The organism is Parasphingomonas frigoris (assembly GCF_036663815.1).
In the GTDB taxonomy this organism is placed as follows: domain Bacteria; phylum Pseudomonadota; class Alphaproteobacteria; order Sphingomonadales; family Sphingomonadaceae; genus Sphingomonas.
In genome coordinates this window covers 144,357-166,267 of record NZ_JAXOJQ010000001.1, presented here as the reverse complement: position 1 = coordinate 166,267, position 21,911 = coordinate 144,357, and the positions used below count along the sequence as shown (strand labels likewise).

The window sequence follows — 21,911 nt, the reverse complement described above, 5'->3', positions numbered from 1 at the left end:
GCCGGGATAGCTGCGGCCCTGCGCGATGGCGATAGCGGATTTGCGCGGTGCAGCATGGAAGGGTGATGCTATTTGGCGGCAACGCTACAAGCTAGACCACGCGAACCCTATGATAATAGCAATGGGTGATCTGCCCGCGCAGCCCAAGTCTTGCTCTCGCTCAGTAGCGCAGGCTGCCTTTTAGTCCGATTTCGCTTCTTCCTTATCAGCGCCCGAACGAGTCCTAGACGGCCGACGAGGGATAAGATCAGCTTGCGCATCTCAACTGCATCGTTCTCGGTGCCTGCGCGCAAGCGCCACAATGCCCCATCAAGCATAGCTCGAACGATCTCTCCGCCGACCAGGGAATGGCGAAGAAGGGCCCGCAACGCTTCGACGACAGCGACGTCAGTGGCGCCGGAGATGCCATGTTTACCGTTAAGGCTTCTGGCACAGATATCGATTTCGCCGGCATCGAGAGCCTGTGTCATGATATCGGCAGCGGCCTGCAGATCGCGCAGTGCGATTTGCCACAGGTCATGCCGCGCATAGATACAAGCGCGCTGCAAAAGCGCAGCCCGCTGCAATCTTCGCGGATCTTCCGAGACGTACATTGCTGCGTAGTCCGAAAGAGTGAGCTGATCATACAATTTCGTGAAAATGCGCTGATCATAGCCGCGCCAAACACTATCGGATTTGGTCGCGGCATGGAGCGCCTGTGCAGGGCCCCGCACACCTTCATGCTTGCGCTGGTCGAAAATGTAACGATCGCAATATGCCGAGGTGCATGAAAGGGCCAGACGCACGAACATCTCATAGTCGAGCGAGCGCAGCATGGTCACGTCAAATGGTCCAACCCGATCATATGCACTGCGTCGGACGATCGCCGCGTTCTGCATCACGAACGCGTCCTCCAAGATATGGCGCACCAGAAGGCCGCTGGAGAGATTGGGCCAGTATCCGGTGCCCATGTCGATCGGCGCGCCGTTTTCATCCGAACGGAATCGCGAATAACGACCGAAGACGAAATCCGCTTGCGTCTCGTCCAGCTGGGTCATCAACGCCGCAACGGTATCGGCACGAAGCACATCATCGTCGTCACAAATCATGACAAACGCACCGGTCGTCATCGACAGGCCAAGATTGAGCGCCGCCGATTTTCCGGAATTATCTTGCCGAACATACCGAACTCTTTCGCCCATCGCCGCGACGATGTCGGGAGTTCCATCAGTTGACCCATCGTCGATCACCAATAATTCGTCGTCGGCTGTCATTTGGGCGATAACTGCGCCGATAGCTTCAGTGATAAACTTGGCCCGATTGAACGTCGGCAACAAGAACGAGATCCGTACCAGAGCAGTCATCCTAATTTAGTTCAAACAATCGCCCCGGAAGCGCCCAGTTTTCAAATTCGGCGGCAATAGCGCCGCACTAAAAACGATTATTAGAAAGGAAACGCGCCATACGCGCCTTCCACTGCACGAATCTGTCGGTCGTTGCCGTCACCTTCGACATTATCCACTCGCAGACCGATCTGCTGCGAGCTCGGCCATTCAATGAGGTCTATCCAACCATCAACTCGAGAATGGCGGGTCCCGGCGCGTTTGGCCATCCAGTAAAACCAGACATCATCATTGCGAGGACACAAAGTCGTGAACGCGTCTTGATCAAAGACATCCGGGTGCAAGCTGCCGGAAGGATACAGTACCCCCCCTACCCCCGTCGGAAACAACGCAGCAAACGGCTCATCGACATGCGTTCGAGACGTTGCAAATTCCCAGTCGACATAGCGGGCAAGACGGCCCTCGGGATCCGCACGTGCAACATGTGCGCGCCAAGCGATAATATTATCGGGATCGGCACGATGGGCTTCAACGAGCCCTCCTAACCAGTTCGGCGGATAATACACATCGTCATCGGCTGTCACCAACGTAGCACCCGGCCACTCGGTCATCGCAGGGATCAGCTTCGTAAAAGAACGAATATCCTCACAGCCGCGGATCTCCAGGCCATGTGAGGCAAGTTCCAAGACGTCTTCAGGCAGCTTCGCCACATCGTCATGGCCGAGCCACAATACCGTTCGGTCGGGCAGGATTTGCTGATCCAACAAGCTCTTGATTGTGGCAGCTAACGTCGCGAATCTGCCGGGATAAGATGTCAGCGTAACAATAAGCTCGGTTGGCAATCCATGCGATTCCCGGCGTGCTATGCGGGGAAATCGTTGCACCGCCGTTACGGCCTCACGAGCGCGACGCGCCAAACGCCGCTTCGCAAAAAATTGCCTGATGCGCCAAGTACCCCTCATGCAAACCTCATTGTGCGGCGCGGCACGAATGTGCAACCCCAAGATTGCCGCTCACCACAGGTGCCGTTGCTAAGATGATTGACGGCCACCCTTCTGTTTGCCCGCCACAAAGCAACGGCAGCCGGATTAACTTGCATAATAACAAGTCTATAGCCTGCGCGAGACCGAAACAACCTTTCGACATATTCGCGTCTCGATACACGACACCCGATTCGCCGAATGCGTCATTACGCGCTCCCAACGGAGCTGAGCCGCTAGCGCTCGTGCGCTCTATGGGCTATCTCGTATTTCGGATGTGAAGCACGTGCATCGCAGTGACGGATGATCGCCGGCTCAACGTGCTTCCCTTCGTTTTCGAAATATCACACTTGAGCAAGGGGATCTGCGACGAACGGCTTTTTTGAAGTGAGAGGCGTCCGCATAATCCTTCTCTTCGCCCAAAGCCAAATCGATAATGCAAACGTCGATCACACGGATCTTCCTGCGATTGCCTTCTGGTTCAAGCGCCGCGAGTGAAGCGGCGGGGGGTCGATTTGCCTCGAACGCGCGTTGTAGAGATACGCCGGCGCCGGGCTCCGAGTGCGGCGACCTCCAGAAAGCGATCAGGCCGGGTGGGATTGCGCTGGGTTGCGATGCCCCGGTGGAGACGTTGCCCCCTACGTCGCACGAGCCTTTATCGGGTGACCTCCTAGATCGACGATATACCGAAGCTGGACGAATTCATATGCACCGATCTGACATCAATCCGGATCGTCAGAATGAAACGTTTTGGTTTTATTGGGCAACGCATCGCGTAAGCCGAAATCCCGGTAATCACATACAATTTTTCACGATCATTCCAGCCAAAGAGAAACATCGATGCGGCATGCTATTTTGCTAGGATCGGGAAAATATTCCGATGAGATAAAGGGATTTTCTGCAGAGGACCAACCAGAAAAAGAATTTATTGCGATAGCAAAATTATCAGATGCACGGGTATTTTCGCTCGCCTCGTCCGACGGCACCTTCAATAACAGCATAAGAACCATGTTTTCGAAGCGACCCAATTATGGCTCTGCCTTGAAGTTCGCGGCTTCCGCAAAGGATATCGATGCCTGCTACGTTACCGGTGAAGATTTGGGAATTCCCGCAGCTATCATTTTGAAAGCACGCGCTTGGCGTGGGAAGCTATATTGCGTCGTTCACAACATAACACCAAAAAAGGCATTCTTGTTTCGCAGAATCGGACATAAAATGTTCGGAGGGTTTATCGTCGTCAGCAAGCGCCAGCGCTCATTACTTGTAGAGCAGTGCAATATCCCATCGGAAAAGGTCTTCCTCCGGTATAATTGCGTCGACGACACCTTCTTCAAACCGATATCGAACGCATCATCGCAAAGCGGCCCAGATTCGGCAGTCATGGCCTGTGGCGCAGAGAATCGCGACTACGCTCTGCTACGGGAGGCCGCGCGCGCGCTAGATACGAAGTTCGAAATATACGGGCACGGTTTTTTCGGCGATCGATCGGACAACTCCGATGCAGGCTCACCTCCGAACTTTGCGAGCATGCCGCGTGTTTCCTTTCCAGAGCTGGCCCATGCCTACAATCGCTCACGCGCGGTCGTGCTGCCGTTGAACGATGTCGACTATGCGGCGGGTGTCACCGGATTGGTCGAGGCCATGGCTTGCGGCAAGACCGTGATCGTCACGAAAACCACAGGCATCGAGGGATATCTCGATGCAATCGAGCCAACGCTTCTTCTTAAACCAAATGACGTCGATTACGCGATTGAAGTGTTCAAGAATTTCAATACGCGCTCGCAGGCGGAGAACGATGCGGCCGGTGCTCGTAATCGGGAGTGGATCTTAAAAAACTGCGCTCAATCGGATTACGCCGAATTCGTCAGAGATTTGATGGAATCCCGTCCGGCATGAAATGACTATTTTAGCTCCGTGCAGAACTCACCGCAAAGTCCTGGTGTCGGCGTTCAGGGCACGCGCGCCGGAAACTGGCGCGCTGCCCTACCTTGGTGCGTCTGGGGGATACTGCTTTTGTCTCGCAGCGGTTTAGACTCGGTGCGGGCATAAACTGCCGCGCCAATCCACAAGAACGTCATGATGTTGAATGGGCCGATCAAGCTACTTTCCGCCAAGCTGCGGATATACAGCACGGTCAGCAGCGACATCAAAGCCGCTATGATGACATCGCCCTTGGTGAACTGGCGGAGAAGGGTCGCTGCCGCGATGCCGGCGCTCGTGACCAAGAATACGATCGCCCCGACCCAGCCGAGATCAACTTTCATTTCGACAAGCTCGTTATGAAAATTGAAGCCGCTTCGACTGGCGATCCCGCCCCATCGCCACAGCCCCTCCGCATCGACATTGCCGACCCGCCAGAATGCGTAATAGCCATGCCCGAGCAAAGGACGCTCGGCGACAAGCCGCGCGGCAAAGTCCCAGAGATACGTGCGGCCGGTCAGCGTCGTGTCCTTCTTGAGCACGTTCACCTGATAGTCGGTCCATGCCGCGAGGATGTCCGACATGAAGACCAGCGCGAGCGCCAACGCCACCGCGGTGAGCACGATGATCACGATCCGCAGCGCGGGGGACACGCGACCGATCAAGAGGAAGGCCGGGAACGTCAGCAGCGTCACGATCAGCGACGTTTTCACGCCGGCCGATTGCGCCAGGATGACGAGCAGGACAGCGAGCGGAACGGCGAGCAACGCGCCGATCCGGAGCAGCGGATGCTGGCGACGATCGAAGATGATCGCGAGATCGAGCGCGAATTGCAGATGCGCGACCAGCGCGAGCTCGTTCTTGCTGCCGAACAGCCCGACCAGCGGGTGTCCGCTGCTCAATGCCGCGGGCAATTTGGCGAGCGACCCGAGGCACATCGCCAGCGTTGCGGCGAGCAGCACCGCGATCAGCGTCGTGCTGGGCACGCGCCGGCAGACGATGATCGCCGCCATGATCGTCACCATCAACTGAATGCCGGCGCGCAGCGTGCGCTCGGGCGCATCCGACCAGATCGTCGAGACCATCGCGAGCAGGGGGAGCGCCAGTAAGGGCGCGAACCGCGCGAGGTCGCGCGCGGACGCGGCCGGGCGGACGCCGATCAGCGCAACGGTCGCAACGAGGAAGATCGCGGCGCCGATCGTACCGGCGACCAGCGTCACCGCAACGGCCAGAACCGCGACGACGCCCAGCATCACTTCGAGCTGCCCCAGTCGCACTTGCGCCGTGCGCCCGGGCAGCTGCCCGCGTGGCGCGCCGAGCGGGCTTGTCCGTCGCAGCACGGAATCGGTCATAGGTCGCGCCATCGAGCTACCTTAGCTGCAACGTCTGGAGCGGCCAAGGCGGCAGTCCGCTGTCATGCGGGTGCCGCCACGCTCGCGAGCAGGGGCACGACGATCGCCGCTGCCGCAGGCTCGGGTCGCTCGACCATCGATGCCACCGGCCGTTTGGTGATCCGGCGCAGCGCAGCTTCGATCGGCATGCGCAGCATCGGGACGATCGCCGGCGTCTTGAGGGCGATCGCGAGCGCGCGCCCGGCCCGGCGCGCCTTCAGCGCATCGATCAGCCGCGCGAACGCTTCCGAGCGCGCGAAGGCCGCGTGGCGCGCCGCAAGCAGAGCGCGCACGTCGTCCGGCTCGGCAGCGGCGGCGCGCGTGAGCTGTGCGGATGCGATCACGATCGCCGCAGCGTTGCGCGCCGACAGACGATGCGAAATGGAGTTGCCATGCCGGCGATAGGCATAGCCCGGCACCGGCTCGAGCCAGTAGCGCAACCCCGCGGCGAGCATGCGCAGGACGAAGTCGTCATCCTCGGAGATCCGCAGCTGTTCGTCATAGCGCAGATCGAGCGCGCGGAGCCGGTCGACCCGGATCATCGGCTTCAAGTAGCCCAGGTTGGGGCCACTTGCGTACATCATGGTGCGGCGCAGATACTGGGTGTTGGAGATCCAATCCGACTTAGTGTCGCTCGCCAGGAAAAAGGTTGCCTGTGTCGGATCGGCATCGTCGAACACCACCAGATTGTCGGCAACAATGTCCGCGTCGACCGCGTCGCCTGCCGCGACCAGCCGCGCAAGCCGATCGCGCACGAACAGATCGTCGCTGTCGAGCACCGCGAACCACGCGCCGCGCGCCAACGCCAGCGCGCGATTGCGCGCAGCGGCCGGTCCGCCGTTGCGCGCCAGGCGATCGATCACGATCCGCGGGTCGGATTGCGCCAGTTGCTGTACGAGGTCCCAGGTGCCGTCCTGCGAGCAATCATCGACGATGATCACCTCGATGTCGGCGAGCGTCTGCGCGAGCGCGGATGCGACCGCGGCCCGGAGGTGGTCTTGCGCATTGTAGGTGGCAATGGCGACGGACACGCGCGGCCGTGCGGCGGGCGCCCGCGCCGCCGTCGGCTCGTTCAGCGAAGGATCAGAGGAGATAGGCCACCCCCTTGGCGCGGACCGGCGTGGCGAGAAGCTTGTCGGCCGCAATCGCGCCGACCAGCCGGGGAAGCATCAGCGGCTCTGCCGCCGCATAGGCTAACGCAGCGAGGGCGCCGCGCTCCCGCTTGATATCGAGGAAGGTGCGGTGGCGGACCATTCCTGCGAGCTGCGTGCTATGCCGCTTGACGCTGGCCTTCGCGGGCGCGGGCAGCCCTTCGGCCTCAACCTCCAGCCGCTTGTCATAGGCAAACAGCGCGGCCAGATCATGCGTGCGGTGCTGCGCGCTCAGCGACGTACTGCGCTCGACCGCGACATAGCCGCAGCGACGGGTCGTCAGAAATCTCGCGCCTCGAAGCATCATGCTGGTGTAGAGCGCATAGTCTTCCCCAAGGCGCAACGCCTCGTCGTAGCGAAGCGCGGCTTTCTCGAGGAACGCACGGCGCATCACCGGCTTGGCGAAACCGAGTTCACGCCGCGCCGCGCCGCGCCGGGAAATGTTACGCTCGACGAAGGACGCGAAGGTAAGAACCTGTGGCTCCGTTTCGAATTCACGAATGTCCGAAGTCTTGAAATCGGGAAGCTCATCACTCGTGATGAACGCAATATTGTCCGCGATCGCGTCCCAGTCAGGTATCGCGAAAAGCGCAGCGAAACGATCCGGTAACAAGAAATCGTCGGCATCGAGCACGGCGACGAACGGGGCCCTGCTGAGCGACAGGCCTGCGTTGCGCGCAGCGGCGGGACCGCTGTTGCGGTCGAGCGACACGACGCGAACGCGATCGGTGCCGTCATCGGCCGCACGCGCCGTGGCGACCGTGGCATCGGTCGAGCGATCGTCGATCACCAGGACTTCGCACACTTCCTGCTGGATCAAGGCGGATGCAATCGCGCGCCCGATCGTAGCTTCGGCGTTCCAGGCTGCGATGATGACCGAAACGCTCTGAATCTCGTTAGGCATTACGTCCCCTCGAGCAGCCCTGCTCAAGCCGCCTTTACCCGACATCCCTAACAATTCCACTATCGCTGGGCGCTTTGACACGCGGTAAACTTGCGGCGTTCCAATCGCCGTGCTTATGCTGATGCAGGTGTGCCACGAGGAAGAACTACATGCAGCGCAAATTTCTGACGGTTTTCGCGATGGCTGCAGCACTCGCGCCGCTGGGTACCGCCAGCTTGGCCCAGGTCGCGACGGCCGGCAAGACTGGCGCACCGGTTGCCACCGCCGCGCCGATCGGCGCTGACGATGCTGAGTACCGCCTCGCTCCCGGCGACAAGATGCATATCATCGTCTTCGGCGAGGAGACACTGACCGGCGACTATGTCCTGACCAGCGCCGGCAATCTCAGCTTCCCGCTGGTCGGCAATATCCCCGCGACCGACAAGACCGTCGAGCAGTTGCAGGCTGCCCTCGCCACTGCGCTGGCCGACGGCTACGTCAAGAATCCGCGCGTCAGCATGCAGGTCATCTCTTTCCGGCCGTTCTACATCCTCGGCGAAGTGAACAAGCCCGGTGAATATCCGGTCTCCACCGGCTTGACGCTGCAGCAGGCGGTCGCGTCCGCGGGCGGGTACACCTACCGTGCCAATACCCGCCGCATCCTTGTGAAGCGTGCGACCGAGACGAGCGAGCAAGCGATCGACCTGCGCAAGACCCCCTCGGTTGTGATCCGCGCTGGCGATACGATCCGGATCAGGGAACGGCACTTCTGACGGCCTGAGGGGTTCGAACACGTCGATCCTCGCGAGCGGTGTGCCGGCACCGACTCGTCGACTGCCGGGCTCGCCGCCCGCCGAAGAGAGATCAGCTTCGCTCGTCCTGTCGCAACCTACCTAAATACCCTGATACCTGACTTCACAGTTCGTTAGCGCCGCGCCGGTATCACCGCGTCATGGCAAACACCTTATTTACCATCGCGACGAAAAGGACAGCGATGATTGCTGTTGCCCTGTTGATGAACGGATGCGGCGGTGCCGATGGCGGCGGCGTGGCGACCAGCGCGAGCTTGAGCGTGGTCGCCATACCAGCGCCAGTGGCGTCCGCGCCCGCGCCAGCCCCTACTCCGGTACCAACGGTCACTCCGACGCCGGTGGCGACCCTCCCCACCCCCGCGCTGCTTGCCGATGTCGCCCTGGTAATCCCCGACACCGTGATCTCGAGCGACGCCACCGCCGCCAACGTTCACGTCACGCTGTCGCGAGCGGTGGACCGCCAGCTTGCCTTCAAATATCTCACCACCAATGGAACGGCGCGTGAAGGCGCGAACTTCACGCGCACCCAAGGCACCTTGACCTTCCGGCCGGGGGAGCGCGACAAGATTGTGTCGATCCCGGTGCGCGCGATGTCTTCGGGGCTCGCGTTCACGCTGAGCGTGTCTTGGACGCTGAATAACCCGCCCGTCGGCGGCGCCAGCGGAAAGATTGCGAGCGGCATCCCGACCGCGAGCGCGGATACCCTGCAGCCCACGTATACCCTGCTACCGGCCGCTGGCGAAACGGGTCGTCGCCAGGTGTTCACCTCGGACTTCCGCGGCCCGGTCAGTCCGGTCGGAGGAACCGGTGTTTGGCGCACGCGCTTCAACTGGGGCCGGTGGCAGTCGGGCAACAACGAACTGGCGCCCTATACCGACGCTACGACCGATCCGGGGACGAACCCGCATCCGATTGTCGATGGCTATCGGACCTTGCGGACCGAAAAGGTGTCAACGAAGGATGGCAGCCGCACATTCGCCTATTCGGCGTCAATGCTCTCGACGCAAGGGTGGTACAGTTTCCAATACGGCTACATCGAGCTGCGCGCCAAGGTGAGACCGGAAATGGGTGTAACACCGGCATTCTGGTTGTTGCCCGCATCCGGCGAGTGGCCGCCGGAAATCGACATCTTCGAATTCTTCAATGGCGGACCGCTCAGCAGCTCGCTGCACTTCAAGAACGATCCCAAAGGCTCGGCGGAAGGTGTCGCGACGAGCTTTAGTTCGGATGGCCAGTGGCACACCTATGGTCTGGACTGGACGCCGGATTGGTTGATCACGTTGGTCGACGGCAAGGAAGTGCATCGCCGCCGCAATCTGTTCCATCAGCCGATGTACATCATCGTGAACACCGCCGTGGGATTGCTGTCAGGCGCCCCCCCGAGTGCGGCTGCGGACGCGAACTGGCATAACGACATGACGCTCGACACCATCTCCGTCTACCAGTGAGGCGTAGGCGCCGCCCAGCTTAGCGCGATTTCCTGATGCGCCATTCCAGGCAGGGCGGCAGAGGAAGCGCCGCGGTCAGTTCCCGACGATTGTCGCGACGATCGCGGCATTCTCCTCGGCGGTCAGCTCGATCGTCGCGCGCGGCAATGCGGCGACGGCAGCGGCAAGCTCCCCATATTTCGGGATCGACATGCTCTGCAGATGGGCCGCCGCTTCCTCCGCGGTGTCGATCACCAGTCCAACGTGGTTGCGCTTGAGCCACGCCCCGGTTTCGACGGTCGCCAAGGCGATTGGCACCGCGCCATAGCCAAGCGACTCGTACAGACGATTCGGCAACAGCCAGGTCGAGTTGAGCCCTTCTTCGAAAAAGTCGATCGCCCACGCGAAATGCACGCGTCCGTAGAGAGCGGCAAGGTCGCCTGCCTGATAGCGGCCGACGAACGTCACACCCGGCATAGCCGCGACGGTCTCGGCGAAGTCGCTGAATTCCGCGTCGGAGGGAATACCGGCGATGAGCACTTCGACGCGGCCGTTGGATGCCGCGGCGAGCTCCGCCAGGATCGCGAGGCTGCGCTTGCACCGGAGCATACCGAACCAGCCGACCACCCAGGGCGGGCCTGCCACCGCCCCGACCGCCGACCGCGCAGCCGGCGGGTCCGTCAGCATCGGGAGCTTGTTCTCGACCAATAGGACCGGCGTTGCGACCCCACGCCGATCACGGAAGTAGGCATCGGCAAACCGTGGTGAACTCGTCACGATCAGCGCGACCTTGCGCAGCGCTGCTCGTTCGACACGCTGGACGAGCCCCGGCAGAAGGCCATCGGTGAGCAGCATCCGGTGAATGTCGAGACATTCATAGACCAGCCGTCGCCCCTTCGCCGCACGCGCCGCGAGCACGAGCGTCTCGAGATTGCGTGCCATCAGCACGTCCGCGTCGGACACGGCGCGGCGGACGGTGTCAAACGCTGCCAAATTGCGCAGCACGGCCCAGATGCGTTGAACGAAGCGCCCGTCGCCGGTCTGCCCGAGATCGACGACACGCGCGCCATCGATCGTGTCGAGCGGGACCGCACGGCGACGAAAACCGATCACCGTGACCACGACGCCCGCCGCGTGAAGCATCCCGACCCGGCGCGCCACCGCGGCATCGGCGACATCGTGGACGAAATAGGCCAGGCGCGGCGCGCCCGACCGGATCACGGACGACAAGATTTACGCCCCCTTCGGTTTCAGCGCCGGATCATATTCGATCTTGGCGTCCTTGCGCAGCTTCGCCATCGACGCCTCGAGCGTCTTTCCCGATCGTTCGCGCCGGATCGCTTCGGTCGCAGTCGCAGCCCATGCGGCCGGTTGCGTGGCCGCGGTGCTGCGGGCGGTGATGACGCTGATGAAGCTCACGCCTCCGGTCGAGATATCAAAAACCTCACCGTTGCGCAGATTGATGATCTGGCTTGCGACAGACGGCTCGAGCGCTCCGGTGTCGACCACCGGCGTCCCGCGCTTATAGGCGATACCCGCAGCCTTGAGCTGCTGAACGACCGCGTCCATCGTCGGGAGCTTGGCGATGCTCTGAAATTGCTTGGTGTCCGCGAGAACCGGGAATTGCACCTGGTCGAGTGTCAGCTGCTGGCGCTGGGAAAACATCGTCGGATGCGCCGCGATGAAGGCCTGCACTTCGGCCTGAGTGGGCTCTGGTTGCGTCCCGGCAAGCTTGCGCAACGCGAGTTCCGCGAGCAACGTCTGCTCGAGGAAGCGGCGTCGCGCCACGAATTCCGGACCACGATCCAGCCCTTGTTGATGGGCGTAGTCGGCGAGCAACGTCCGATCGACGACGCGCTGGAGCAGCGCGACCGTTGCTGTGTGCTTGTCCGCGGTTGCCGGCACACGGGCCGCCTCGGCTTCGGCCTGAAGCTCCTGGCGGGTTACTTCCTCGTTATTGACCACGGCCACGACCTGCCCGCCGACCTGTTTCGAGCAGGCGCCCAGCATAGCGAGAGTCAACGGCAACGCGACCGCGATACCGAGCCGACGGGCCGAACGCCCCTGTTTCGAAGTGGTCATTCTGTGATCCCCCCCGCGTGGCGCACCGCCAACACGTCTATTTTCCAGCCTTATGTACTGCCCTGCCCCTAGCGGATCGCCTGGGCGGGGACAACTCGACGCGCCGAGAACAGCCACGACCAATACCCTGCGGACCAGCCCGCATGCATGACCATCGCGGCAAGCCCCGAGGCGAGCACGCAGACCGAACGCGCGCGGAGCGCCAGCATCACCGCGAAGGCCTGGCACAACAGCGCCCAGGCCAAAGCCGGGAGCGCAAGCAGCGCAAACCTGCTGTCGACGGTGGCGAGGACAAGTCCCAGCAACGCCAGCACAATGCTCGGTGCAGTGACGAGCGGCGCGGCCTGTCGCAGCTTGAGCGTCAACTGGTGCTTGGCGACCGTCCGGGCACGCCCACGGCCGTAATTCCAATATTGCCGCAACAGGCGCCCGGCCGTCTTGCGCGGATGATAGATCAGGCTTGCCTTCGGCTCGAGCCATATCCGTCCGCCGGCCAGGCCGAGTCGATGGTCGAGCTCGGCATCCTCATTATGCGAAAAGGTCTCGTCATAGCCGCCAACCGCGAGGAACGCAGCGAGGTTGAACAGCGCGTGATGGCCATGGTCGACATAGCGACCGCTCACGAGATGACGATGGGGTGAGCCGCCCGTTCCCATGACCGAATTCTGGGCTGCAGCCGCCGCGCTTTGGAAACAGGCGCCACCTTGGGTCACCATCGGCACCACGACGCTGGTCGCTTCGTGCAGCCTGGCCGAGTCGAGCAGCCGATCGATATAGCCCACCGGGTAGCCACAATGCGCATCGATCCGGACCAGCCAGTCCCGGTCCGCGCCAAAGCGCTTCGCCGCGAGATTGACGGCAGCGCTCTGAACACGGTGCGGGTTGTCCATCAGGCGCACCATCGGATGCTGCAGTGCGAAATGCTCGACGATCGCGACGCTCGAATCGCGACTGCCGCCATCGGCCACCACGATCAGCGCATCGGGGCCAGCTTCCTGCACCAACCACGCGAGCAAATCGGGCAGTGCGGCTTCTTCGTCTAGGCAGGGCACAACGATCAAAAGGCTGGACGGCTGCGGCATCAGGTCTCCGGGATCGCGAGTCGCATTCCTCCTAGGCCGAATTCCTTATGGATTGGCAACCATTGTATCATCTGATCGATTACTGGTGTTCAATGCTGTCTGCGCATAGGGTGCAGGCCAGAGGGGAAGCCAGTGGCGACGACACAGCGCAAACGAGATCAACGGCAACTCGTCACAGGTGGCATCATCGCCTGGGCCATCCTGATCTCGCTCTTTTTCCTATGGGAGAGCGTCAACTACAGCGGCGCGATGGCATTGTTGGCCGAGTGGCAGTTCAATGTCTTTGGAAGCTTCTACCCCAGCGCGACCTATCTGGTCCTCATCGCTTTGCTGGCCTCTCCGGGCCTTCTGCTCTTCTTGCGCGTGCGCAAGCGGGAATCGGATCAACGCCTCGGCCTGGCGACGCTGCGATCGGCGATCGTTTTTCGCCGCGTCTTGCTGGGGACCGGCGCCGCGTGCCTGGCGGCGGCGGCGGCAACGCTGTTGCTGATCCTCACCCTTCCCACGAGTGTCGGACCGCCCCAACGCATCGATCTCGCCCGGCCTGTGATCAGCTTGCCGAGCGAAGGGCCGAGCACCATCGATGGCGCCATCCTGTATGACCGAGTCGCCGCGTTCAACGAAGACGTGATCGTCGCGCATCATAACGTGCGCTATGCTCCGATCGTGGCACCCGGTTCATCGAGCACGACGCTACAATTCTTCGTCGAGCTTCCGCCCGAGACGGCGCCGCGCGCCACCGGCACGACCTCTATGACGGGAGTGCTCAAGCGCGATGGGCTGCCTGGCGAAATCGTCCGCCTGTATCGCTACGCCGGTTTTACCGTCGAACCGCCCTATTATGTGTTGTTCGCAAGCGACCACGAGATGCGCTGGCCGTATATCGAGCTCGCCATAGAGCTTGGGATCGGCGCGCTGGTTTTCTTGGTGTTCGGCGCTTGGCAGCATCGCCGAGTACGATGGTTTGAGAAAGCCCTGGCGCCTCCCGAACCGCCCCTAACGGAAGCTTAACCGTATCCGCAAACGCTTGTGGAGCAAGGTCCCGTTAAACCGGGACCATGTTCAAAACGATCGCCATTTCGGGAGCGCTGTTGCTGGCCTCGACGAGCGTGCCCTTCGGGGCGATCGGCGCTTCGTCTCCGTCCAGCAAGACGTTCGCACTGACCGTTGCCCCGGCGTCAGTCGCCGCAACTTCGAGCGCGGGGCCCCCAGAAGCGGTCGGTCGCACGATTCATCGCGCGCCGGATGGCCTTTTTTACACAAGCGCTATCGTCAACGGCAAAGCCGTCCGTTTCATCATAGACACCGGATCCAATGTCGTAGTGCTCACCAAGGTGGATGCGGCGCGGATCGGCATGGCGAACGCGCCCGCAGGTAACGATGCGCTGCAGACCGTCGGCGGCTCTGCGCCGGGCAGGCGAGGCTATGTCGATCGGTTGATCGTGGCAGGCCAGTCGCTCGACGATGTCGATGCGATAACCGTCGATAGCGGCCTGACCGTCTCGTTGCTCGGACAAAGCGCCTTGTCGCGCCTGCAATCGCTCAAATTCGAAGGCGATCGCCTCGAGTTGAATTGATCAGCCTGACCCGACGACGCAAGACGGCACCGATCCCGAAAAACCCGAAGATCATCATCGCCCAAGTCGCAGGTTCAGGCAGCGCTGCTACCGGCGTTATCGGGGTGGTCGGTGTGCCCGGCCCTACCGGAGAACCCGGCCCGGTCGGATTGCCGGGCCCAGTCGGATTGCCCGGGCCAGTCGGATTTGTCGGACCGCCCCCGCCATTTGGTGGTCCTGCTGCTCCGAATGTCTGCGGTACCGATCCGGCAAGCGGCGCCCCTGGGATCCCGGGGCCGCCGGGATCGAGCGACGCGAGCTGGACTGGCGATCCCCCGACATTGGGCACACCCGGCCCACCCGGCCCACCCGGAACCGCAGCGGCTGGACCGCCCGGCTCGAGCCCGTTCGGAACCTGCACGCCGCGCCCTTGTGGGCGGACAGGCGCCCGGAACCGGTACGAGCGCCCGCCGCCCTGCCCGCCATTGTCAAAAAAGCCGTTGAAGGCAGGCGGCGCAATTGCTGCGAATGCCTTTGTCGCCGGGCGATCGCCGATCACGAACAACGCCCGCTCGTTGCGCGGCGCGAGGCCGCACACTAACGCCAGGGCAGCGCTGCCCACCAGCATGTATCGCTGATTGCGATGATTGCTTAAATAGAGGGTTGAGAAATCGGCCATTCTTCCGGTGTACCAGCAAAAATGCGGAGGTGGTTAGGGAAATCTTCATTCATTATGGGACGGCTGTGACAACAGGACGACACTGCCTTGCTATTGCCGAATCGCCGCTTATGGTTGGCGCATCAGGAGGCAACATAGCTTGCAGCGTACAAGTAAAATCGCGTCGTTATTGGCACTTGCAGGCAGCGCGATACTGAGCGGATGCGCAGGCGGAAGCCCGGTGCAGGCCGATGACACGGGACAGGTGATGCAATCCTTGCTCGTGCTCCTGACCGCGGACGGCAAGCCGGTCTGCATCGACGGCCGCACGCGCGGCAAGCCCCTCGCCATTTTTCGGACGATGATGGTCGCGCCCGATCCAGCGCGGGGGAGGCTTGAGTGGTTTGCGCCGCAACCCCTACGACCGGAAGGCATGCTGTCGGCGCAGCAATTGTTCGACGATCAGATCCGCGCCGATCACATCGTCCTGAACAAGCCGCAGCAAGCGGCGCGGACGCTGTCGAACGCGTTGCAGGGCCAGCTCAATAGCGCCGCCGCGCAACTCTCGCTCGACCAGGACGAGACGCGCGTCACGATCAGCGAGACGGCCGCCGCGCCCTTGGCGAAGTCGCGGTGGTGGATCCGCAACAGGGTCGATACGGCGTGCTCGCCAATCTATACGGCCTCCAACCCGGTCGTCGCAAAAAACGTCGCTTTCGTATCGGTCACCGCCGGGCATTGGGGAACGACCTACGCGTTCCACAAGCAGGCTGCCGGATGGTCGCCGGTCGCGCAGTGGACCAACTGGCTGTACTAGCCTGACCGCGGCGCCGTAGCCGCGGCGCCCTCGCCGCCCACGACGCACACCATCCCCAACACAAAAAAACACCGCCTTGCAGAGCAAGGCGGTGTTTTTCGTAGGTCGTCGTGTGGCGATTAGGCCAGCGCGAGCTTCCCACGCGAACGGCGCGAGGAGCGCAGGCCCATGCCTGCGAAACCGAAGCCGAGGATCATCATCGCCCAGGTCGCCGGCTCGGGCGCCGCGCTGACGATGTTGTCGATCTCGAACGAGTTCTGGCCCGACTGGAACAGCGCCGCGGTGATCAGCGTGGTGTTCGAACCGGTGTCGAAGGTGATGCGACCATCGCCGTTACCGAACGCGCTGAACATCTGCGACGTGGTCGTCCCGGTCTTGGTATCGACCAACGAGAGCGTCACCGAGTTATACGGATCGAGCGAGCCCGCGAGGAACGACAGAACCGGCGCGAACGACGGCAGCACGATCGAGTAGAAACCGCCGCCGAGGATCGCCGCATAGTTGTCGCCAGCGCCGCCCGAACCATTCGGGGTCTTGCCGACGTTGACGACGTCCGAATTGAGCGCCAGCACCTGGTAGGCGGCCGTGTTCGACGACGAGGTAACCGACGACCCCGGCGTAAACCCGTTGAAGTTCTGGAGCACCGTGCCGTTGTTGACGGTGGTGGTGACACCGGGCGCGAACTGCACCGTGACGGCCGAAGCCGGTGCGGCCGCGACGGTCGCCATAAAAGCTGCTGTCAGTAGAACGCCGAACTTGCGCATTTTCTTGCTCCCTTTTCGCAGGACGACCGATTCGCCCGTATCCCATTGAAATATTACGATAACCAGTACGCGCCCACAAGTTTTGGGGAGACGGATGACCACTGCTTGAAAGGTTTACTAAATGTTAAGTCTGCAGAGAGCAACGCGATTCGCGCCCGGCGCGGGCCGATTATGTGCCAGTTCCGCACACCCGAGGCGTAAAGCTGTGCGGTAAAACAATTTTCTCGCGAATCTATCTCGAACTCGCTTCGACGAACAGCTTGCTCTATGCCAATCATGCCATTGCGCCCCGAACGAGTAAGGCCCCATCCATGAACACCGTATTCGACGTCCTGGCGATGATGATCTTTGCAGGTCTGATCGTGTTGTTCCTGCAACGCTCGCTCAGCGACTCGGAACCCAAGGACGCGATGTGGCAATATCTCGTCGCTGCGGTCGGATGTGCCGTTTCCAATTATCTCGGCAATAATGGCTATGGCATTCTGGCGGCGGTCGTCATCGTCGGGACGCTTGCCTTTATATTCTACGTGTTGCGTCCCTTCGGGCGATCGCCGCAGCCATAGAATTGCCAACCAGGATCGCCCGGCCAGCCGCGGCGCCATCGATCATCGCCGCCGCGAACTTCGCCAGCGCTTCGTCCGACGCGCGGATGTTCGTACCGACCGACGAGAGGCGCACGAGAATACCGTCGGGCACAATCCCGTGCAGCACGCTGCCGATGATCGCCCGATATTCCTGTGCCGTGCTCCGCGGAAACGACTCGGCGATGCGCGTCCAATAGATCAGCCGCTCGATCCGATCATCGCGCGAGGCGGTGAATGTCCGCGCGGCGATCGATTCGTCGGGCGCGGGATGAAGGTCCACGTCGGAAAAGCTCGTAAGCTTGAACCCCTGGCCGGGATAACAGGTTTCGGGGCGATGCAGCTGCAGGCTGCCCCCCTGCGTGCTGCCATAGGCCATCAGCAGCATCACCGACGGCAGGCCGCTGGCTTCGTAGACGCGCGTGACCACCTGATCATAGCCGTCGACCGGCCCCTCTTCGCCTGGCACGACGACACCGTCGCTGGTGGCGAAACGCCACGGCCCGATTTGCGTGGGGATGAGCTTTCCCAGTTTCGCATGCGCCAAGCGATGTTCGGCGCGGCGCGGCATTGCCGCAAAGGCGGTCGCCGACGTCAGCGCGAGCGCCCCGCCGACGACGAGCGAGCGTCCGAGGAGCTGGCGACGATCGAGCATGGTGGGGGGACTCATGCCGCTGCCTCCGACGACAACGCACGCCGGATCGGGCCAGCGACCCGATCGAACAGCAACACCCCGCCCATCGCCACAGCGAACATCGTCAGCCCGGCAAATTCATGGAGGAAGCCCTGCGCGGCGCGGTCGCCAAGATAATAGGTGATCAGAACCAGGGCGAGAACCCGGACGAAGTTGGCCGCAACCGCCATCGCGATCGTCACGAAGAACAGGAGAATCGTGTAGCGCACGTTCACATTATGCAGGACGTACCCGTAAAACAGCCCGATCGCGGTGAGGCTGATGATCGAATTCAAGCCGCCGCATGCCGCTTTGACCTCGAGGATATATTGATCGACGTAGATCAACAAACCGGAGCGAGCGACCGGATAGTGCAGGAATGCGAGCACATCGACGGCGCGCTGCGAGATTTCCAGCCGCAACGGTTGCGTGGTGACCGCCACCCAACTGCCGGGAGGGGGCAGCACGAAAAGAAGATAGGCAATCGGAAACCAGTTTTCGCGCAGCGACCTGAAACCGACGAAGAGATACAGAGCGGTGACGAGCGCGAGATACATCATCGCGCTTTCGATCACGATACTGCCGATCACCCGCGCTGCCAGATAGCCGACGAGCGCGGCAAGGAGGACCGGGCCGCCGATCCAGACATTGCCCGGTTCCGCCTCCGCCGTAATGGCTTTCCAGCGCCGGGCGATCAGCCACACGCCGATCGCGAGCACGATCGGCCCGTGTGCGCCCTGTTCCGTCGACCAGGAGACTGCCGCGATACCGATCATGGTCGGCACGACCAGCGCCGCGACTCCGATCGCCAGCGGAATCAACCACAGCCAAGATTGCCAGCCTTGGCCGCGCCAGACGTCGGAAGCGAGCAAACCGGGCGCGGCAGAACTTCGCATAGACAGGACCTCGGCACCTCGGGAAAAGAACAAGCTTCGCGCCTGTGTCTTGCGCGGCGAAACGGGTGGCCTTGTCGCGCAATGCCGTATCAAGGACAAGCGGTTAAGGAAGCGCTAGTATAGCTCGGCCACGCGGACTGGCGCGACCACCGCCGCAGCGCATCGCGGCAAGCGACGCCTAGCGCCCCGCCCTTACGGGCGCGGGGAGTACTGCCGGTGTCGCTTTGACCGCCGGCGCGGGCTTGACCGTGGATGCCTCGTCCTTGTGCCGGGTGGCCGGCGATCCATCGGCGACGGGCGGTTCGGCCGAGGCCGCCCCTGCCCCCTCCGCCTTGGCGGTTTCTGCCGCATGGGACAGTGGGAACACCGCTTGAACCCGCATGCACTGCTTGGGATCGGGGCGGGGAAACTCGGCGCAGTTCCATTGCGTGCGATCGAAGGGATGCGCCCGGTCGCGCAGATCGCGCAAATAGCTGAACCCCATCGCCGCCATCTGCAGCGGCTGAAGCGGCCATGCGGTGGGGGTCTTGGCCCGGTCACTCCAGCCCATCACCTTGCAGAGCGGCCTGTCGCCGCAGAGCCTGAGCGCCAGTGCCGCAAACTCGTCAGGCGCCCCGTGGACGTCGAGCGTGATCAAATAGAGATTTGGGTCGCTGGCGAGCGGCAGCATCGCGACGGCCGGAGATCCACTGGTCGCGATCGACGCCGGATCGGTCGTTTCGCCCGGCGCCTCGATCGACCCTGCGGCCATCCGGTGCGCCGGGGAATATGCCGCAAGCTGGGCAATGACGGGCTCGTCTGGCGAAACCTCGCGATGGAAGGCGGCGGGCGTGCCCCACCAGCCGGTCCAGCGGAAGAACAGATGCGTGTCGACCGCGGCGATCTTGTCGAGGCTCGATTGCCAATACGGCACGACCCAGTCGGTATGATAGTGCGTGGCATAGCCGACGGGGGCGAACACGTCGCCGGACAGCGCCGCCGTCGCGACCTGGCGCGCCCGCGCCCATTGCACGTCGAGCCAGTGGTGCCGCACCAGCGCGCCATCGCACGTGAACGTGAACTGGCATCCGGTCGTGCGCTCGGCGCCTTGGAACACCACGCCGCAGATCGTCTTGGGGAAAGCGGGGTGACGAACCCGGTTGATCACGACTTGCGCGACTGCGCGCTGGCCACGCGGATCATCGCCGGCTTCGTACAGCACGGCTGCGGCCATGCAGTCGATCGCGCGGGCGCGCTGCGCGTCGTCACCGGCGAGCTTGAACGGGCGCGCGGGCGGATTGGGCCCGTCGACGAACGGCACCGATGCATTGAAGGTGCGCGCTTCGCTGGGATAGAGATCCTGATACGCGACCGGTTCGACCGCCGGCAGTTCGGCCGCCGGTATGACGCGCGCCGGCGCGGCGCGCGGGGCATGGAGGCGCACCAGCGGTGGCGCGACGCGCAGGAGCAGCGTCGGAACGACGATCGCCAGGATCGCGATCGCGACAACGACCGCCTTGAGGATAAGACCGGGGGATGCTGCACCAGGCACGGGAGCAGACCTGACGACATGCGAAGACGACGGCACTAACGGCTCCTCAGCGGAAACGGAGCGTGCCCTTACCGCACGCGGTCGAAATAGCGAAGGAATGATCGGGAGCGGATCATCCCGGGCAGAAGACAGCCGTCTGGCGCAGCGTCGTATCGCGGCAGTTCGCGACGCCGTGCCTGGCTCGAGAGGCGTTCCCCGACCGAACACACTGCGTAAAGCACTTCTTTACCGATATTCGTTCATGACGTCGCCGAGGACGCCGTAGCATGACGGTGCAGGACTTAGACGCGGACGGCCACGCTGCGACCAGCGCACGCTTCCTGACGCGCGGCGAAAACAGCGGCGGATCTCGGATCGATCCACCCGCGTGGATCGTCCCTAGCGAAGCAGGAGGAAAATGTTTGGCGAAACCGACAACATTTCGGAATAACCGGCCGCCATTGGCATAATTTGATATTAAGGATACGCTTGAATATTCGGAGTGTGTCGATTCGTGCCCTGGGCATGTTCCAATACTCCGACTTTTACCTGCGCACGTGAAAAATACACGCCTGAACGGTTCCCAAAAACCTGAAAACGTCTTCGAACGAGGCATGCACGACGTGGATATGCATGGTATGGTGCGCCGCAGCATCGAGTGATCAAGGTGTTTTGAGCAGTGACCAAGTCGAAGCGTAGGCCGATCGTGATTCAAGAGGCTCGACGTGCGCCCACATCGAAGGAAACAGTGTTGCTTTCACGTGCGTCAGCGATTCGTGCGCTCGATTTGACCGTCGCGCTCGCTGCACTCGCCTTTCTGTTCCCGCTGCTCGTGCTCGTTGCGATACTGGTGTTCGCCTTCGACCCGGGGCCGATCTTTTTTGCGCAACGCCGCATCGGGCAACACGGCGTCCATTTTCGCTGTTTCAAGTTCCGGTCGATGGCGACCAACGCCGAAGAGCGGCTCCAGCACGTGCTCCAGACCGACCTCGCCGCCCGCGAGGAATGGCAGCGCGATCACAAGCTCAAGCGCGACCCGCGGATTACCGGGATCGGCGGTTTCCTGCGCAAAAGCAGCATGGACGAGCTGCCCCAGCTCATCAACGTCCTCAAAGGCGAGATGAGCCTGGTCGGCCCGCGCCCGATCGTCGATGCGGAAGTCTCGCGATATGGCCGCTATTTCGCGCATTACTGCCTGACAAAGCCGGGCATTACCGGGCTTTGGCAGATCAGCGGACGCAATAACGTGTCATATCGCCGGCGGGTGGCGTTCGACGTGGCCTACAGCCGGTCGGTCTCGTTCAAGCTCAACCTCAAGATCCTTGCCTACACAATCCCCAGTGTCTTGCTGGCCAAGGGCTCCTATTGAGGCAATAGATCGCGTTCGTTCTGCATTAATCGCGCGC

22 protein-coding genes are annotated in these 21,911 nt (G+C 62.2%); 8 read left to right on the top strand and 14 right to left on the bottom strand.

The window, feature by feature from the left end:
- Window positions 1–107: 107 nt before the first annotated feature.
- Both U1872_RS00725 and U1872_RS00720 read right to left on the bottom strand, forming a co-directional pair.
- Window positions 108–1,316, bottom strand: coding sequence for a glycosyltransferase family 2 protein (locus U1872_RS00725; protein ID WP_332790969.1), 1,209 nt, complete (start codon window positions 1,314–1,316; stop codon window positions 108–110).
- Window positions 1,317–1,423: 107 nt separating this feature from the next.
- The gene (locus U1872_RS00720) at window positions 1,424–2,284 is read right to left on the bottom strand and encodes a hypothetical protein (protein ID WP_332790968.1); all 861 of its coding nucleotides are present in this window, start codon (window positions 2,282–2,284) and stop codon (window positions 1,424–1,426) included.
- An 858-nt stretch (window positions 2,285–3,142) separates the two neighbouring features.
- Here U1872_RS00720 and U1872_RS00715 point away from each other — a divergent pair.
- Window positions 3,143–4,198: a glycosyltransferase gene (locus tag U1872_RS00715; protein ID WP_332790967.1), complete on the top strand. Its 1,056-nt coding sequence runs from the start codon at window positions 3,143–3,145 to the stop codon at window positions 4,196–4,198.
- Window positions 4,199–4,251: 53 nt separating this feature from the next.
- Here the strand turns inward: U1872_RS00715 and U1872_RS00710 are convergent, their stop codons facing one another.
- From U1872_RS00710 to U1872_RS00700, 3 genes are all read right to left on the bottom strand, one after another.
- A complete protein-coding gene (locus U1872_RS00710) occupies window positions 4,252–5,574 on the bottom strand; it encodes an O-antigen ligase family protein (RefSeq protein WP_332790966.1) in 1,323 nt (440 codons plus the stop codon).
- A 62-nt stretch (window positions 5,575–5,636) separates the two neighbouring features.
- On the bottom strand, window positions 5,637–6,644 hold the full coding sequence (locus tag U1872_RS00705) for a glycosyltransferase family 2 protein (protein ID WP_332790965.1): 1,008 nt from the start codon (window positions 6,642–6,644) through the stop codon (window positions 5,637–5,639).
- Between the two features lie 52 nt (window positions 6,645–6,696).
- Window positions 6,697–7,860 (bottom strand): glycosyltransferase family 2 protein, encoded by a 1,164-nt coding sequence (locus U1872_RS00700; protein WP_332790964.1) that lies wholly within the window; start codon window positions 7,858–7,860, stop codon window positions 6,697–6,699.
- Between U1872_RS00700 and U1872_RS00695 the strand changes: the two genes are divergently transcribed.
- On the top strand, window positions 7,818–8,420 hold the full coding sequence (locus tag U1872_RS00695) for a polysaccharide biosynthesis/export family protein (RefSeq protein ID WP_332790963.1): 603 nt from the start codon (window positions 7,818–7,820) through the stop codon (window positions 8,418–8,420). The two genes, U1872_RS00700 and U1872_RS00695, sit on opposite strands and share 43 nt — an antisense overlap.
- A 169-nt stretch (window positions 8,421–8,589) precedes the next feature.
- Here the strand turns inward: U1872_RS00695 and U1872_RS00690 are convergent, their stop codons facing one another.
- Window positions 8,590–8,730: a hypothetical protein gene (locus U1872_RS00690; RefSeq protein ID WP_332790962.1), complete on the bottom strand. Its 141-nt coding sequence runs from the start codon at window positions 8,728–8,730 to the stop codon at window positions 8,590–8,592.
- A 67-nt stretch (window positions 8,731–8,797) separates the two neighbouring features.
- On the opposite strand from U1872_RS00690, the gene U1872_RS00685 reads away from it, so the two are divergent.
- Window positions 8,798–9,907, top strand: coding sequence for a family 16 glycosylhydrolase (locus tag U1872_RS00685; protein ID WP_332790961.1), 1,110 nt, complete (start codon window positions 8,798–8,800; stop codon window positions 9,905–9,907).
- A gap of 75 nt (window positions 9,908–9,982) precedes the next feature.
- Here the strand turns inward: U1872_RS00685 and U1872_RS00680 are convergent, their stop codons facing one another.
- From U1872_RS00680 to U1872_RS00670, 3 genes are all read right to left on the bottom strand, one after another.
- Window positions 9,983–11,107, bottom strand: a complete 1,125-nt coding sequence (locus U1872_RS00680) for a glycosyltransferase family protein (protein WP_443025326.1) — start codon at window positions 11,105–11,107, stop codon at window positions 9,983–9,985.
- A 12-nt stretch (window positions 11,108–11,119) separates the two neighbouring features.
- Window positions 11,120–11,896: a peptidyl-prolyl cis-trans isomerase gene (locus U1872_RS00675; RefSeq protein WP_332790959.1), complete on the bottom strand. Its 777-nt coding sequence runs from the start codon at window positions 11,894–11,896 to the stop codon at window positions 11,120–11,122.
- A gap of 140 nt (window positions 11,897–12,036) precedes the next feature.
- Window positions 12,037–13,050 carry a glycosyltransferase family 2 protein gene (locus U1872_RS00670; RefSeq protein ID WP_332790958.1) on the bottom strand — a complete coding sequence of 338 codons (1,014 nt, stop codon included), beginning with the start codon at window positions 13,048–13,050 and terminating at the stop codon, window positions 12,037–12,039.
- A 132-nt stretch (window positions 13,051–13,182) separates the two neighbouring features.
- Between U1872_RS00670 and U1872_RS00665 the strand changes: the two genes are divergently transcribed.
- Both U1872_RS00665 and U1872_RS00660 read left to right on the top strand, forming a co-directional pair.
- Window positions 13,183–14,061, top strand: coding sequence for a hypothetical protein (locus U1872_RS00665; RefSeq protein WP_332790957.1), 879 nt, complete (start codon window positions 13,183–13,185; stop codon window positions 14,059–14,061).
- Between the two features lie 80 nt (window positions 14,062–14,141).
- Window positions 14,142–14,627 (top strand): retropepsin-like aspartic protease family protein, encoded by a 486-nt coding sequence (locus U1872_RS00660; protein WP_332790956.1) that lies wholly within the window; start codon window positions 14,142–14,144, stop codon window positions 14,625–14,627.
- On the opposite strand, the gene U1872_RS22830 is transcribed toward U1872_RS00660, so the two are convergent.
- On the bottom strand, window positions 14,593–15,234 hold the full coding sequence (locus tag U1872_RS22830; protein WP_443025325.1) for a PEPxxWA-CTERM sorting domain-containing protein: 642 nt from the start codon (window positions 15,232–15,234) through the stop codon (window positions 14,593–14,595). The genes U1872_RS00660 and U1872_RS22830 overlap by 35 nt on opposite strands.
- A 298-nt stretch (window positions 15,235–15,532) precedes the next feature.
- Here U1872_RS22830 and U1872_RS00655 point away from each other — a divergent pair, with 298 nt between their 5' ends.
- On the top strand, window positions 15,533–16,081 hold the full coding sequence (locus tag U1872_RS00655) for a hypothetical protein (RefSeq protein WP_332790955.1): 549 nt from the start codon (window positions 15,533–15,535) through the stop codon (window positions 16,079–16,081).
- Window positions 16,082–16,200: 119 nt separating this feature from the next.
- On the opposite strand, the gene U1872_RS00650 is transcribed toward U1872_RS00655, so the two are convergent.
- Window positions 16,201–16,809, bottom strand: a complete 609-nt coding sequence (locus tag U1872_RS00650) for a PEPxxWA-CTERM sorting domain-containing protein (protein ID WP_332790954.1) — start codon at window positions 16,807–16,809, stop codon at window positions 16,201–16,203.
- Between the two features lie 347 nt (window positions 16,810–17,156).
- On the opposite strand from U1872_RS00650, the gene U1872_RS00645 reads away from it, so the two are divergent.
- On the top strand, window positions 17,157–17,408 hold the full coding sequence (locus tag U1872_RS00645; RefSeq protein WP_332790953.1) for an XrtV sorting system accessory protein: 252 nt from the start codon (window positions 17,157–17,159) through the stop codon (window positions 17,406–17,408).
- Here the strand turns inward: U1872_RS00645 and U1872_RS00640 are convergent.
- The 3 genes from U1872_RS00640 to U1872_RS00630 all read right to left on the bottom strand — a co-directional run bounded on the left by U1872_RS00640 (window position 17,362) and on the right by U1872_RS00630 (window position 20,526).
- Window positions 17,362–18,096, bottom strand: coding sequence for an exosortase C-terminal domain/associated protein EpsI (locus tag U1872_RS00640; RefSeq protein ID WP_332790952.1), 735 nt, complete (start codon window positions 18,094–18,096; stop codon window positions 17,362–17,364). The genes U1872_RS00645 and U1872_RS00640 overlap by 47 nt on opposite strands.
- Window positions 18,093–18,971 carry an exosortase V gene (xrtV, locus tag U1872_RS00635; protein ID WP_332790951.1) on the bottom strand — a complete coding sequence of 293 codons (879 nt, stop codon included), beginning with the start codon at window positions 18,969–18,971 and terminating at the stop codon, window positions 18,093–18,095. The genes U1872_RS00640 and xrtV overlap by 4 nt, the downstream gene beginning before the upstream one ends.
- Window positions 18,972–19,173: 202 nt before the next feature.
- Complete coding sequence (locus U1872_RS00630; RefSeq protein ID WP_332790950.1) at window positions 19,174–20,526, bottom strand: cell wall hydrolase; 1,353 nt, start codon at window positions 20,524–20,526, stop codon at window positions 19,174–19,176.
- Between the two features lie 658 nt (window positions 20,527–21,184).
- Between U1872_RS00630 and U1872_RS00625 the strand changes: the two genes are divergently transcribed.
- Window positions 21,185–21,874, top strand: coding sequence for a sugar transferase (locus tag U1872_RS00625; RefSeq protein WP_332790949.1), 690 nt, complete (start codon window positions 21,185–21,187; stop codon window positions 21,872–21,874).
- Window positions 21,875–21,911 lie beyond the last annotated feature (37 nt).